Raw genomic sequence first — 13,800 nt, forward strand, 5'->3', positions numbered from 1 at the left:
TGTATTAATAAATGCTATAAAATCAATGCATCTTCTTTTTAATAAAATACTGAACTGCGTCTTCTATGGCATTATCAATGGATTGATACTGAATACCAAGTTTCTCTACTGATTTTTGATTGGAATAATAGTTACAGATCTGGAGTGCATTCATATTGGAAGTACTAAGCCCTGTTTTTACTTTCAACATCCTCAAACCATCTCCTATCAACCCAAGAAGACTCAAAACTCTATTAGGAATCGGGATCATCATGGGATTCTGCCCTGTAATCCTGTTTACTTTTTTGAAAAAATCCCTATAGCTTAAGTTTTCGCTGGCCAATAGATATATTTCACCATTGTTTCCCTTATCTATAGCAACTACTACTCCATTGGCGGCATCTTCTACATGAACAAAGTTCTTTCCCCCTTTCGGATAGAAGACCAACTTCTTTTTCCAGGCCCAAAAGATTAGTTTTCCGGAGCTTGGTTTGGTATCGTAAGCTCCAATCATAAAAGTTGGATTCAGAATGATAACATCAATTTTCTTATGATTCTGTAAAAGAAAATTTTCAGCTTCAAGTTTACTTTGAGCATAAAAGGTTTTTGTGAAAGGATACTTTTGCTCTTTATCTTCATTCCCCAGTTGTTTTTCATCTCCATAGCCTAATGTATTGGCAGAACTTATAAACAAGAATCTTTTTACTCCGCAGGCCGCTGCCTGAGTGATTAAATTTGCTGTCATTTCATAGTTTACTTTTCTGTAATCATCGTAACTGAGCAAATTTTGTCGCGTTTCTGCAGCAATATGAATCACGCAGTCAGTTTCCTTAAGAAATGTGGAAAGATCGGATGAAAAGTCTGTTTCTACCAGTTTCAGGTTTTCATTTTCTTCGCCCAAATAGTTGCTTTTCTTGCGCACCAGAGCAATAACAGTATAACCATCTTTTAATAATTTAATAATAACATTGGTTCCCAGAAGTCCAGTAGCTCCGGTTACAAAAACGTTTTTCATGCTTCGATCTCTCTTTTTATGGCTTGGGTCATCAATGGAAGCTTGATCCATATCGGGACAATCTTCATCACCAGCCAGCTTATTGGGTTCACCATAATTACGGAATCTTTTTTAAATAACTGCTGAATGCATCGGGAAGCTACTTTATCAGGGTTTAAAAGTGTCATTTTGCCCCAGAAACCTTGCTTTTCAATTCTTTTACAGACATCAGCATTGGTTTTCATAGCTCCGGGGTTTACAACACTTACAAAAACATTGGTATCTTTTAATTCTTCATGTAATCCTCTTGAAAATGAATGGATAAAGGTTTTTGTTGCAGGATAAACTGTCTTGAAGCCAATGGGAGAAAAGGCCGCCATACTAGAAACGTTTAAAATATAAGCTTTGGGCTGTCTTAACAGATTGGGCAGAAGTTGATGCGTAATAAGCGAGGTTGCTGCTACGTTGACCTGAAGAATTGTATTGATATAATCTGAGCTTGCTTCTGTAAATCTTTTGGTTCCACCAAGCCCTGCGTTATTGATCAAAATATGGATATTGAAAGATGAATTAAGCCATTCTGTGAGCTTTAATACATTTTCATTGACGGAAAGGTCTACTTCATAATAGTGTGCCTTTATTTGATATTTTTCTTCAAGCTGTTGGGAAAGTTCTTTTAGATTCTGGTTCGGAAGACTTACCAAAATGACATTAATGTTTTTCATTGCCAGATTTTCAGCAAATGCTTTTCCTAAGCCTTGGCTGGCTCCTGTAACTACTGCGTACGATTCTTTGGTATCCATAAGATTAAATTTTACGGTACAAAGCTATCGTAGGAATACCCTTTTAATGTTCCGAATTATCTGAGCGAACCTATTTTAAATCAAAAAACAAAAGCCCACAACTTATTAAAATTCAATATTTTAAATACAATTTGAAAGTAAAACTTTATAAATCGGAACCTATTTTTTGAACTCGGAAGGAGTTTGTCCGGTCAGTTTTTTGAAAGTTGTATTGAATGAGGTTTTGGAATTGAATCCTGATTCATAGGCAACCCCTAAAATTGATAATTTGCTGTCCGTTTCCTTTAAAAGTTTTTTGGCATATTCTACCCTAAATTCATTGATGTACTGGAAAAAGTTCTTTCCGAAACCGGTATTAATTACATAGGATAAATGATGAGTGGAAACAGATAGCATTTCAGCCAGTTTAATAAGGTTCAGCTCACTGTCCAGATAAGGTTTTTGGGTGTTCATTATCATTTCCAACTGAGATTTAATTTTTAGCAGTTCCTCATCAGAAATCAATTTTCTTTTTACGTCTTCTGAATCTGAATCTTCATTAATGGAAATGAGCTCTTCCCGTTGTTTTTCTTCCAAGGGATAAATCTCTTTTTCTTTCAGGGAATAGTAGCCAACACAGTATATAACAAGTAAAAAAACTGTATTGATAAAGAAGTTCAATGATTTTGGATCATAAAACAGGTTATAAATTACATAGATAATGTTCACGGCAAAAAGCACCAGAATAATATACTCAAGCCAGTTAAGATCAATTCCTTCTGTATTGGAGGAGAACTGTTGAATTTTTCGTTGATGTTTTCTGATGATAATGTAGGAAAGCCCTGTATAAAATAATGCCTGAACTAAAATAAGGATGATAGCCAAGGATTCAAACGGATTCTTGTACCCAAGTCTTACTAATACAAGGCAAGCTAAAAATGCTGCCGGCAACAGTAGAAATTTAAAATCTGTTATTTTAAACCTAAAGGACGGGTTCGTATAGAATAATACACTTAGGTAGAAAAAAATCGGGGTCAGATATTGTATAGATCTTATCAGAAAAAGGGAATGAAATTCAATAACTGAACCGGTAATCAGGAAAAGCACCTCGTCCATCCAAAATGTGGACCAGAGGAAAAGAAAGACTCCAAACCAAAAATTAGCTTTTTTATTAACTTTTAAAGGGTTGGCTAGCTTTAATAAAGAAAGCAAAACCAATGAACCATAGATAAGTATCACGATGAAACTATTAAATTCTGATGTGTTCATTGGTTTTGATATTTTAATTAGAAATAGTTTTTATCCTATTCGTTTCCTGACAAAGATCTGATAACCCAAATAAATTAATGGAAGCGACATTACGCCCAGATAGAACAAATTGCTCATTGCCAGCTGCGGATGCATTGCTACAGAGTAAACAAGCCCAAAAAAGGCACCTCCAAGGTGAGCTGCATGCCCAAGGTTATCCCATTGCTTAGGATTCAGCATCATATATACTGAATATCCGAAATAAAGAGTTCCAAACAGCCATCCCGGTAAAAAGTTGACACTAATTTCACTTGGGGCCATTGCTATGGAAGCAAAAATAATACCCGAAACAGCTCCTGAGGCTCCGATTGCGGAATACCAAGGTTGCTTTTGATAAATCTGTAAGCTAAATAGATTCCCCAGAATCATTGATCCAAAGTAAATGATTAAAAATCCTATCTCTCCAAAAAAATGGATCACCACTCCCTGAAAGAAATATAGTGAAAGCATATTGAAAAATAAATGCATAAAGTCTGCATGCAAAAATGCAGAACTAATTAATCTTATATATTCTTTTTTGTTGGCAATTGCCCCAACATTGAATTTATATTTTTCAAATAAACTGGTATTGTTGAATCCCATGTAACTAAAGATACATGTGATTGCTATGATAATTAAAACTACTATACTCATCTGGTATTTTTTATTTTATTTTTTGAATGGGAAGCTTTTTAATGATACCGTTTTCGGAAGGAATCATCCTCGATTTGATGTAAAACTTGTTATCTTTTTCATACAAGAAATAATCTTTCTCTATACCTCTTCCGTCTCCAGTCTCAACTTCCGGTAAAAACTTAATTTTGGTATTGATATTATCTGCTTTACCAAAACTTCCAAATACACTGATGGTATCACTATTCTTTTCATTAGGAGCTTCCCACCAAATCCAAAGATTGTTGAATTCCGGATCATCCAGTTTCAACTTTACTTTAATAACAGCATTTCCTTCTCCTGCATAATCTTTGTATTCAAGAAAATACGCTCCTTTCCATTTTTTAAAACTGTTAGGATCTACCACCTCATAATCCAAATCGCTTTTTCTCACTTCATCTTCGTCTTCTTTATCTTCCTGAATACTATCATGAGTATCAGTAGCTAACTTTGATTTTGTAGTGACAACCTTTGTAACTACTGTTTTCTTTTCTTTGCATGAAAAGCTAAGTAAAGCAATCAGCAACAGGGTAGAAAATGTATATTTCTTCATGGATTGAGATGGGTTTTTATTCCGTTTCGCTATCTCCCTCTCCCTGGAACAAATTTCCGATGATCCCCCCATCTTCATCCATATCACCTGTTTGTTCCGGTTCTTCATAGACTTCCGGTTCTTCTTCTACAGGTTCCGGAATCGTAATATTAATGGCCTTTACCTTGAATTTTGTAAACTGGTTTCCTATGGCCTTTATCCCTTTTACCGCAATAAATTCATCTATATTTATGGTTTCCGGATCACGTTCTTTCCCTTTATCTTTTGCAAAAATTATTTCTGCAGTAACGTTATTGGCAATAATCACATTTTCTATGAATGATTTTGGATGTTCAGACGGCATAAAGGTTTGTAAGTTAACCGTATTTTCCAAAAGGAATCTCTTGATAAAGTAAATATCCTTTTCCCCATCGTAATAAATACAGGTAATGGGCTGTGATGGTCTCCATTTTTCAAGAACCAGATATTCATCATCAAAACGGTTTCCTAAATCAAATGAAACCAGCTTTACTTCACCATTCGTATTAATGGTCAATATCTTGTCATCTCCTTTAAAGCTTCCTAATAATGTTCCTCTTGCATCAGCATTCAGTCTTCTTACAGTATCATCAAACCAGATTCTTCTCGGAGCGAGTGTAGAAACACCCTCTTCTTTCATATCGACTTTCTTCACAGCATATTTGGTCACCAGATTTCCTTTAGAATCACGCCCTTTAATGGCAAGCTCGGAGAAATTGATCTCCATTTTATTCTTTCTGATTCTTGGGTTTGGCTTTAAAAGTACAGTTACTGTTTCCGCTTCTCCATTAGGATTAGCTGAAAAATACAATGTTTCTGAACCTTTCTTATCAGAAGCCAAAGGATAGTCTGTATTTCTGGTGACTCCTGTTACAGAGAAACGCTTCATGTAAAACGGACCTTCTCTTCCCTCGCGGTAGATCATGTTATAAACCGTTCTCTTGTCGTTTTTCTTCCAAACAGCAACGTGAAGAATATCTTTTCCAATAAATGTTTTGGCCTCCACTTTTACCACCTTCATGCTACCGTCTTTTCGGAAAGTAATGATATCATCAATATCCGAACAGTCGAATAAATATTGATCTTTTTTCAATGAGGTTCCGATAAAGCCCTCTTCAAAGTTCGCATAGAACTTCTCATTGGCAACAGCAACCTTAGTAGCATCAATGGTATCAAAAATTCTAAGCTCGGTTTTTCTTTGCTTGTCTTTTCCGTATTTCTTCTGAATATTTAAATAATAATCAATAGCATACGTGATCAGGTTGGCAAGATGGTGTTTTACCTGCTCTATTTTGCCCTCAAGAGAGGCAATGTTTTCTTTAAATTTATCTAAATCGAATCTTGAAATTCTCTTGATTCTGATTTCTGTTAATCTTAGGATATCTTCTTCTGTAACCGCTCGTAAAAGATGTCCGGTATGAGGTTTCAATCCGGCATCAATTGTTTTTAAGACATCTTCCCAGGTTTTCACTTCTTCGATATCATGGTAAATTCTGTTTTCGATGAAGATTCTTTCCAAGGATGAAAAATGCCAGCTTTCCTGAAGTTCGTGAAGTTCTATTTCAAGTTCTTTTTCCAACAATGAAACGGTATGATCCGTATTCATTCTCAAAATCTCCGAAACGTTCAGGAACATAGGTTTGTCTCCTACAATTACACAAGCATTCGGAGAAATGGTTACCTGACAGTCGGTAAATGCATATAAAGCATCAATCGTCTTATCCGGAGAAACATCATTATGAATATGAACCAGAATTTCTACTTTATCAGAAGTATTATCCTCAATCTTTTTGATCTTGATCTTACCTCTCTCATTGGCCTTTAAAATAGAGTCAATAAGATCACTTGTTGTTTTGGAATAGGGAAGCTCTGAAATCACCAGAAGATGTTTATCTGTCTGGGTAATTTTTGCTCTGGCTCTTACTTTTCCTCCTCTGTGACCATCATTATATTCAGAAACATCAAGATATCCGGCTGTTAAAAAGTCCGGATACAGCTCAAATTTCTTTCCTTTTAAATAGGCTACAGATGCATTGATCAGTTCATTGAAGTTATGTGGAAGTATCTTGGTGGAAAGTCCTACCCCAATTCCTTCTACCCCTTGGGTAAGAAGCAATGGAAACTTAACCGGAAGATCAATGGGTTCATTATTTCTTCCGTCATAGGACTTCGTCCATTCGGTTGTTTTAGGATTGAATACTACTTCCAGAGCGAAAGGCGTCAATCTGGCCTCAATATATCTTGCTGCCGCTGCAGAGTCTCCTGTATAGATATTCCCCCAGTTACCCTGAGTATCTATCAACAGTTCTTTCTGACCGATCTGTACCATGGCATCTGTAATGGACGCATCACCGTGAGGGTGATACTTCATGGTATTTCCCACGATATTGGCCACCTTATTGTAACGGCCATCCTCCAGTTCCCGCATAGAGTGCATGATTCTTCGCTGCACAGGCTTCAACCCATCATATACGGAAGGAATAGCCCTATCCAGAATTACATAGGAAGCATAATCCAGAAACCAATCTTTATAAAGACCGGAAACTTTCTTTAAGCTTTCACCCTCATGCGAATATTCTTCTGTCGTCATCTGTTATATTAATCTTTTTTCTCCTTATTAGCTTTCACTACTTTATTCAGAGAGAGTTTTAAATCATTTACTTCTTTTCTGCTCAAGTAAGAAATCTGGTATTTCAGTATGGTGGAACCACTATTCTTACTTGAAAGTGTAATGTATAATCTTTTGATAAAGAAAATAGTGACTACATCATATTTTATCAGTTTATATTTTGGAAATTCATCATGAAGAGGAGAATTTAAAAAAGGAATTATATTTCTATTTTTAAAATTCAATGCTTCTCCATCGCTATCATATTCGAAGATCTGTCTTCCACTAAGGTAAAAAACAATCAGCATTAATACAGGTATGATAATGAGCAAATAACTCTCATCTCCCAATACATTAAATCTATATTTATTAGCCAGAAACCCAAGTATTCCAAATACTACCATCATGAGTAGCAGGGTACTTAAAGAATTATAAATTGATATTTTATTACGGTTACTTAGTCTCATTTGATTCTTATGTTGTCACCAGTCTATAAACTGTCTACGTCATTCAAAATTTCTTTTTTATCAATATCCGTATCATCTTCTACCACCAGATTTTCAAGGATAAAAGCCTGTCTGTCCGGGGTATTTTTCCCCATATAAAATTCCAGTAGCTGCTCTATGGTCTGATCTTTTCCTACTACTACTGGTTCCAGGCGGATATCTTTACCAATAAAGTGTTTAAATTCATCCGGAGAAATCTCCCCTAGTCCCTTAAATCGAGTGATTTCAGGATTTTTACCAAGATCATTGAGTGCCTTTACTCTTTCTGCTTCTGAATAGCAATACCTTGTTTCTTTTTTATTTCTCACCCTGAATAAAGGGGTCTGAAGAATATAAAGGTGGTTATTTTTAATCAGATCAGGGAAAAACTGAAGGAAGAATGTGATCATCAATAGACGAATGTGCATTCCATCCACATCGGCATCGGTTGCAATGATTACCTGATTATATCTTAGATCTTCTAAGCTTTCCTCAATATTTAAAGCAGCCTGAAGAAGGTTAAATTCTTCATTTTCGTACACCACTTTCTTCGTAAGACCATAACAGTTCAAAGGCTTACCTTTTAGTGAAAATACAGCCTGTGTTTCAACATCTCTGGACTTTGTGATAGATCCTGATGCAGAATCTCCCTCGGTGATGAAGATCTGTGTATCTCCTTTTCTTTCTGCTTTCTGATCATTGTAATGTTGTCTGCAATCACGAAGTTTTTTATTGTGCAGAGATACTTTTTTGGCTCTTTCTCTTGCCAGCTTCTGGATTCCGGAAAGTTCCTTTCTTTCTCTTTCTGAGATTAATATCTTTCTTTGAATTGCTTCTGCAATTTCAGGATTCTTGTGCAGGAAGTTATCCAGCTTACTTTTAAGAAAATCAATAATGAAAGTTCTTACGGTAGGACCATTAGGTCCCATATCATTGGATCCCAGCTTAGTTTTGGTCTGAGATTCAAATACCGGTTCCTCAACATTGATGGAAATTGCTGCAATAATAGATTTTCTAATATCGGAAGCATCAAAGCTTTTATTAAAAAACTCACGGATTGTCTTCACATATGCTTCACGGAAAGCATTAAGGTGTGTTCCACCTTGCGTTGTATTCTGTCCGTTTACGAATGAGAAATAGGTTTCTGTTTGAGACTTGTCAGAATGGGTAATTGCAACCTCAATATCTTCCTCTTTCAAATGAACAATCGGATAAAGAATCTCGCTTTCTAATTCTTCTTCCAACAAATCCTTAAGACCATTTTCAGAAAAATAAGTTTCTCCGTTGAAAAGAATTTTCAGTCCCGGATTCAAATAGGCATAGTTGCGGAGCATTCTTTCGATATACTCTTTTCTATATTTGAAATGCAGGAATATTTCCCCATCGGGAACGAATGAAATTTCAGTCCCGTTTCTGTCAGAAGTTTCCTTTTCATCAAAATCTTCTTTAATCATACCGCGGGAAAACTCCGCTGCCTTCATCTTTCCGTCACGGAAAGAACGTACCCTGAAATACTCTGAAAGAGCATTTACTGCCTTGGTACCCACCCCATTCAGTCCGACAGATTTCTTGAACGCCTTACTGTCGTATTTACCTCCGGTATTCATTTTGGAAACAGCATCTACCATTTTTCCCAACGGGATTCCACGACCGAAGTCACGGATGGTAACCTTACCATCGTCCAGTTTTATTTCAATTCTTTTTCCGGATCTCATCCTGAACTCATCTATCGAGTTGTCCAGAATTTCTTTAAGTAAAATGTAAATACCATCATCCGCGGAAGAACCATCACCGAGCTTCCCGATGTACATGCCGGGGCGCAGACGGATATGTTCCTGCCAATCGAGGGTTCTGATATTATCTTCGGAGTAGGTTGGATTTATTTCTTGTGACATATATGATTTCAGCAAACATACAAAAGTACGAAATTGTACAAAATTATCCGAATTTTAAAGTTCATTTTTTTATCAACATTTATCCTAAAATTAGGATTGATCTATCAAAAAAGTGGACTTAAATAAATTAAGAATAATAAGCAGGCGTTCCTGCTCAGGTTTATTTTATTTTACAGCCTATTGACAATCGTAAAGCTAATAAGGAAATTCATCAAAATAGTACTACTTCCCGTTTTCCAACTGACCTATCATATTCTTGAGCATGACAGAAACAATAAGCTTATGAAAAGGACGAACAGGCAGAAAATACAGTATTCCCAGCCAGTTATGGTATTTTACAGTGGTGGAGATTGTAAGAAAATCTACATCTTTCTGGCCTTTATCTTTATCGAATAAAAGAGACACCCTGAAATCCAGATGCTTATCATCTTCTCCCAAAATAATTTCGTTATTCGTTTTACCAAATATTTTAAAAAGCCCAATACGTTCACCTATCTCACATGTAAAGTCATCAGAAGCCTTGGCAGGGGTGGCTTCCGTACCGGTTTTCAATCCGAATAATGAGACAACCTTATTTCGGAATGCAAACATTTTCTTTCCCCATTTTGGCCCGCTTGTAAAAAAAGCTTTACCCACTTCGGTAATGTCAATACTGCGGCGTGTATCTGTTAATTTTCCTTCGAAGCTATCGATATAATCAAAGTTTTCTTTTTCTTTGGATAAAACTGATTTTTCCGGAAGCTCAATTTTCTTAATATTCATGTTTATTGGGTTTTAACCTGGTTATTTGTCTAACAAATGTAGGCATCCCTGAAGTTAATAAAAAGTAAAAATCACACTTTCCTAAACAATTGTTTAAAAATCATGTTTTCTAAATAACCGTTATTGAAAAGCTTTGCTGATTTGCAGATCTGGCGGATTTCCATTTTTTATACCCGCTTTTTATATTTTAATCTTAAAATGTTTTAAATATTTCATTAAATTCGGATTCATAAAATCGTTTTTATGATACAACTTCCTTTGTCTAAACTTTCCAATGTAGGAACTACTATTTTCAGCCAAATGACACAGCTGGCCAATGAAAATGAAGCCATCAATTTATCGCAGGGCTTTCCCGATTTCATGCCGGATCCTGAACTTCTGAACTATGTAGATCATTTTATCAAGAAAGGCTTCAACCAGTATGCCCCATTGGGAGGAATGATTGCTTTGAAAGAGGAAATTGCAAGAAAGATTGAAAACAGCCATCAAACAACCTATCATCCTGATTCGGAAATAACCGTTACCGCAGGAGGAACCCAGGCTATTTTCACGGCAATTGCTGCTTTTATCAAGAAAGAGGATGAAGTCATTATCTTTGAGCCTGCCTATGATTGCTATGAGCCTACCGTGGAGCTTTTCGGTGGTATTGTGAAACGATTTGAAATGAAAGCTCCGGATTATCAAATTGACTGGACTGCTGTAAAAGGACTGATTAGTGACAAAACCAAAATGATCATCCTTAATAATCCCAACAATCCATCCGGTAAAATATTAACGGAAAAAGATATTCAGGAACTGATTCAACTGGTAAAGGGAACTTCTATTCTTATTTTAAGCGACGAAGTTTATGAAAATATTGTTTTTGACGGAGAGCAGCATTTAAGTATTTGTAAATATCCCGAACTTAAAGAAAGAAGTCTGCTAGTTGCCTCATTTGGTAAGCTTTTTCACGTTACAGGCTGGAAGGTTGGCTATTGTGCTGCTCCAAAAGTTTTAACGGATGAATTCCGAAAGGTGCATCAGTTCAATGTTTTCTGTGTAAATACTCCTATTCAGCTTGCACTGGCGGAGTACATGAAAAATGATGAACATTATACCCACCTCAATCAATTTTTCCAAGAAAAAAGAGACTTTTTAAGAAAAGGATTAAGCGGAACATCCTTTGAACTGCTAGATTGTGAGGGAACTTATTTTCAGGCATTGAAATATAATAAAATCTCGGATAAAAATGATTTTGATTTTGCTACTGAATTAACGATCAACCATAAAGTAGCCAGTGTCCCATTTTCTTCTTTTTATAAAAACAAAATCAATGAAAATGTGATCCGATTATGTTTTGCTAAAAAACAGGAAACTCTGGAAAGAGCCATTGAGAACCTTTCAAAGGTTTAGTTAAAAAAAATAAACAATAATCGAATATTGCATTTACATTTTATCTTCAATAGGTGATTTAATATTGAAACTTTTCATATATTCGTAATATTAACTTATTAAAAACCAGAATCATGAAAAGTAAAATCTTATCAATAGGAAAAAAATTAACAAAGAGTGAACTGAGAGTAATTAGCGGAGGTAATGGCAATGTAAGATGCACAAATTCTTCAGGATACTGTGTATTTATTGGACCAGGATGTAGGGAAGATAAATGCCAGCTTCCTATACCTCTGGAACCTATAGATCCTGATGGCCCTGTAATTTTTCCTGATCCCGGAAGCTTATAATAGACTATAATAAAAAGAACCAACCTACAACGGTTGGTTCTTTTATTTTTTAAGAAAACCAAAAAGAATGATGAAGAAAGTCCTATAAAAACATTCCTCCTGAAACTTCTATCCTCTGTCCGTTAATCCAGCCAGCATCCTCACTACATAAAAAAGCCACTACTCCACCAATATCATCCGGAAGACCTACCCTTCCTAAAGCCGTAGCGCCTGCTATCATAGTATTGATATCTTTATTATCCCTCACTCTTCCACCTCCAAAATCAGTCTCAATAGCTCCCGGTGCTACTACATTCGCTTTAATCTTTCTTGAGCCTAACTCTTTAGCCATATACTTCGTCAGCATTTCTACACCTGCTTTGATGGAACCGTAAACAGAAGATCCCGGAGTTGCAAATCTTGCCAATCCTGAAGAAATATTAACGATTCCACCGCCATCATTAATAAAAGGTAATAATTTTTGAGTCAAAAAGAATACTCCTTTAAAGTGGATATCCACCATATCATCAAGCTGTTCCTCTGTAACTTCTGTAATGGGTGAATACAAAGCCGTTCCTGCATTATTCACCAGATAATCAATATTGGAACTTCCTGTTGTCTCTTGTAAATGATCTGTAACATTTTTTACAAAAGCATTAAAACTTTTATGATCCTTTGTATCCAATTGAAAAGCAGCAGCATTTCTACCCATGCCTTTTATTTCGTTAACAACCGCTCTGGCTTCTTCTTCATTGCCTCTATAGGTAATGATGACGTCTAATCCTTTCTCAGCAATTTTAAGGGCAGAATTTTTACCCAATCCACGATTAGCTCCTGTTATCAATACAATTTTTGTTCTTGTGTCCATTTTTATTTTGATTATTTTGATGATACAAAGTTGGTGTATTTTCTACAGGCCTTGTTTGCTTGAATCAATCTGAAATTTGCAAAATTCAAATCATGACCGAAATTCCAACGGTGTGTATGATGTTTTTCTTTTAAAGAAGTTTGAAAAATGGGCAATTTCTTCAAAACCCAGCGCATAGGATATTTCAGAGACATTCCATTGGGTTTGTTTTAAAAGTATCTTAGCCTCCTGAATGATACGGTCTCCAATAAATTCCGTCGTGGTCTTTCCTGTACTTTCTTTTAATTTTTTATTCAAATAATTAACGTGTACAGCCAGCCTTTCTGCATAGTCCTTTGCCGTTTTCAACTGAAGTCTCTGCTCCATGGATTCAATGGGAAATTGTCTCTCCAACAGTTCAATAAATAAGGAAACTACCCTGAGGGAGGCATCATTTGAAGTGGAAATTTTTGTTGCCGGTTGCAGTTTTTGTCCATAATGGATCAATTCCAATACGTAGTTTCTGATCAGATCATACTTAAATACATAATCTGAATCAATTTCCTTTTTTATTTTTTTAAAGAGCAAACTTATTTCATCTGCCAGCTCATCCTCAATTTCAAATACAGGAATACCTCCCGGCTGGAAGATAGGCAAGTTCTCCAAACCGTTGTAAGACCTGCCCTTAATAAGAAAATCCTCAGTAAATACACAGAAACTTCCGGACTGTTCATTATCTTCAGGGATCCAATGGTAAGGAACCTTTGGTGTAGCAAATAATAAGGCGTTCCGTTTGATGGATATTACTTTATCTGCATATTCTGCCCGATTATTTCCTCTGATCAAGCTAATCTTGTAGTATTTTCTCCTGTTGTAAGGCATTTCTGAGGTAGTTTTTACCCTTTCAATAGTTTGTGCAATATCAAATACATTGAAATGTCCGATATCCTTATGAAGACCTTTGGGAAAGATGTCTTCAAGATTCTTCCCCAGCTTGGCAGTCATCTCCCTATAAAAGTCTTCCAATGAAGAATGGGCAATTTTTTCCATGACAGATGATTTGTAAAATTCAAATATACAAAGTTGATTTTTAATGAAATGAAAATAAAATGCTATCTTATTTTTTCTATATCCAGTGATATATATTAGAATATCCCCCTATATTAGTAACTGTTAACACATTAAAAACCAAACCAATGAGAATTCAAATTTCACAGA

At 35.7% G+C, this 13,800-nt stretch carries 13 protein-coding genes; 2 read left to right on the plus strand and 11 right to left on the minus strand.

Annotated elements, in window-relative coordinates; translation table 11 throughout:
- Positions 1 to 22 precede the first annotated feature (22 nt).
- The 9 genes from EG359_RS04640 to EG359_RS04680 all read right to left on the minus strand — a co-directional run bounded on the left by EG359_RS04640 (position 23) and on the right by EG359_RS04680 (position 10,035).
- Complete coding sequence (locus EG359_RS04640) at positions 23 to 994, minus strand: NAD-dependent epimerase/dehydratase family protein (RefSeq protein ID WP_076351503.1); 972 nt, start codon at positions 992 to 994, stop codon at positions 23 to 25.
- A complete protein-coding gene (locus EG359_RS04645; protein WP_076351501.1) occupies positions 991 to 1,776 on the minus strand; it encodes an SDR family NAD(P)-dependent oxidoreductase in 786 nt (261 codons plus the stop codon). Before EG359_RS04645 ends, EG359_RS04640 begins: the two co-directional genes overlap by 4 nt.
- Before the next feature lie 159 nt (positions 1,777 to 1,935).
- Positions 1,936 to 3,024: a helix-turn-helix domain-containing protein gene (locus tag EG359_RS04650; RefSeq protein WP_076351499.1), complete on the minus strand. Its 1,089-nt coding sequence runs from the start codon at positions 3,022 to 3,024 to the stop codon at positions 1,936 to 1,938.
- 30 nt (positions 3,025 to 3,054) lie between these two features.
- Positions 3,055 to 3,696 carry a rhomboid family intramembrane serine protease gene (locus EG359_RS04655; RefSeq protein WP_076351497.1) on the minus strand — a complete coding sequence of 214 codons (642 nt, stop codon included), beginning with the start codon at positions 3,694 to 3,696 and terminating at the stop codon, positions 3,055 to 3,057.
- 10 nt (positions 3,697 to 3,706) lie between these two features.
- On the minus strand, positions 3,707 to 4,267 hold the full coding sequence (locus tag EG359_RS04660) for a hypothetical protein (RefSeq protein ID WP_076351495.1): 561 nt from the start codon (positions 4,265 to 4,267) through the stop codon (positions 3,707 to 3,709).
- Between the two features lie 16 nt (positions 4,268 to 4,283).
- Positions 4,284 to 6,875, minus strand: coding sequence for a DNA gyrase/topoisomerase IV subunit A (locus tag EG359_RS04665; protein ID WP_076351493.1), 2,592 nt, complete (start codon positions 6,873 to 6,875; stop codon positions 4,284 to 4,286).
- An 8-nt stretch (positions 6,876 to 6,883) separates the two neighbouring features.
- Positions 6,884 to 7,300: a hypothetical protein gene (locus tag EG359_RS04670; RefSeq protein WP_084180276.1), complete on the minus strand. Its 417-nt coding sequence runs from the start codon at positions 7,298 to 7,300 to the stop codon at positions 6,884 to 6,886.
- A gap of 83 nt (positions 7,301 to 7,383) precedes the next feature.
- Positions 7,384 to 9,273: a DNA topoisomerase IV subunit B gene (locus tag EG359_RS04675; protein WP_076351489.1), complete on the minus strand. Its 1,890-nt coding sequence runs from the start codon at positions 9,271 to 9,273 to the stop codon at positions 7,384 to 7,386.
- Positions 9,274 to 9,495: 222 nt separating this feature from the next.
- A complete protein-coding gene (locus EG359_RS04680) occupies positions 9,496 to 10,035 on the minus strand; it encodes a DUF2867 domain-containing protein (protein WP_076351487.1) in 540 nt (179 codons plus the stop codon).
- Between the two features lie 243 nt (positions 10,036 to 10,278).
- Here EG359_RS04680 and EG359_RS04685 point away from each other — a divergent pair, with 243 nt between their 5' ends.
- Positions 10,279 to 11,427 carry a methionine aminotransferase gene (locus tag EG359_RS04685; protein ID WP_076351485.1) on the plus strand — a complete coding sequence of 383 codons (1,149 nt, stop codon included), beginning with the start codon at positions 10,279 to 10,281 and terminating at the stop codon, positions 11,425 to 11,427.
- A gap of 113 nt (positions 11,428 to 11,540) precedes the next feature.
- On the plus strand, positions 11,541 to 11,756 hold the full coding sequence (locus tag EG359_RS04690) for a hypothetical protein (RefSeq protein WP_076351483.1): 216 nt from the start codon (positions 11,541 to 11,543) through the stop codon (positions 11,754 to 11,756).
- Between the two features lie 82 nt (positions 11,757 to 11,838).
- On the opposite strand, the gene EG359_RS04695 is transcribed toward EG359_RS04690, so the two are convergent.
- Positions 11,839 to 12,603 carry an SDR family NAD(P)-dependent oxidoreductase gene (locus EG359_RS04695; RefSeq protein ID WP_076351481.1) on the minus strand — a complete coding sequence of 255 codons (765 nt, stop codon included), beginning with the start codon at positions 12,601 to 12,603 and terminating at the stop codon, positions 11,839 to 11,841.
- Positions 12,604 to 12,693: 90 nt separating this feature from the next.
- Positions 12,694 to 13,632 (minus strand): helix-turn-helix domain-containing protein, encoded by a 939-nt coding sequence (locus tag EG359_RS04700; protein WP_076351479.1) that lies wholly within the window; start codon positions 13,630 to 13,632, stop codon positions 12,694 to 12,696.
- Between the last annotated feature and the right edge of the window lie 168 nt (positions 13,633 to 13,800).

Origin of the sequence: Chryseobacterium joostei, assembly GCF_003815775.1 — a bacterium.
GTDB lineage: Bacteria > Bacteroidota > Bacteroidia > Flavobacteriales > Weeksellaceae > Chryseobacterium > Chryseobacterium joostei.

What these genes read in the sequence shown, in the direction of transcription:
- EG359_RS04640 (WP_076351503.1), bottom strand. Translation starts at nt 994, where the DNA reads ATGAAAAACGTTTTTGTAACCGGAGCTACTGGACTTCTGGGAACCAAT.
- EG359_RS04645 (WP_076351501.1), bottom strand. Translation starts at nt 1,776, where the DNA reads ATGGATACCAAAGAATCGTACGCAGTAGTTACAGGAGCCAGCCAAGGC.
- EG359_RS04650 (WP_076351499.1), bottom strand. Translation starts at nt 3,024, where the DNA reads ATGAACACATCAGAATTTAATAGTTTCATCGTGATACTTATCTATGGT.
- EG359_RS04655 (WP_076351497.1), bottom strand. Translation starts at nt 3,696, where the DNA reads ATGAGTATAGTAGTTTTAATTATCATAGCAATCACATGTATCTTTAGT.
- EG359_RS04660 (WP_076351495.1), bottom strand. Translation starts at nt 4,267, where the DNA reads ATGAAGAAATATACATTTTCTACCCTGTTGCTGATTGCTTTACTTAGC.
- EG359_RS04665 (WP_076351493.1), bottom strand. Translation starts at nt 6,875, where the DNA reads ATGACGACAGAAGAATATTCGCATGAGGGTGAAAGCTTAAAGAAAGTT.
- EG359_RS04670 (WP_084180276.1), bottom strand. Translation starts at nt 7,300, where the DNA reads ATGATGGTAGTATTTGGAATACTTGGGTTTCTGGCTAATAAATATAGA.
- EG359_RS04675 (WP_076351489.1), bottom strand. Translation starts at nt 9,273, where the DNA reads ATGTCACAAGAAATAAATCCAACCTACTCCGAAGATAATATCAGAACC.
- EG359_RS04680 (WP_076351487.1), bottom strand. Translation starts at nt 10,035, where the DNA reads ATGAATATTAAGAAAATTGAGCTTCCGGAAAAATCAGTTTTATCCAAA.
- EG359_RS04685 (WP_076351485.1), top strand. Translation starts at nt 10,279, where the DNA reads ATGATACAACTTCCTTTGTCTAAACTTTCCAATGTAGGAACTACTATT.
- EG359_RS04690 (WP_076351483.1), top strand. Translation starts at nt 11,541, where the DNA reads ATGAAAAGTAAAATCTTATCAATAGGAAAAAAATTAACAAAGAGTGAA.
- EG359_RS04695 (WP_076351481.1), bottom strand. Translation starts at nt 12,603, where the DNA reads ATGGACACAAGAACAAAAATTGTATTGATAACAGGAGCTAATCGTGGA.
- EG359_RS04700 (WP_076351479.1), bottom strand. Translation starts at nt 13,632, where the DNA reads ATGGAAAAAATTGCCCATTCTTCATTGGAAGACTTTTATAGGGAGATG.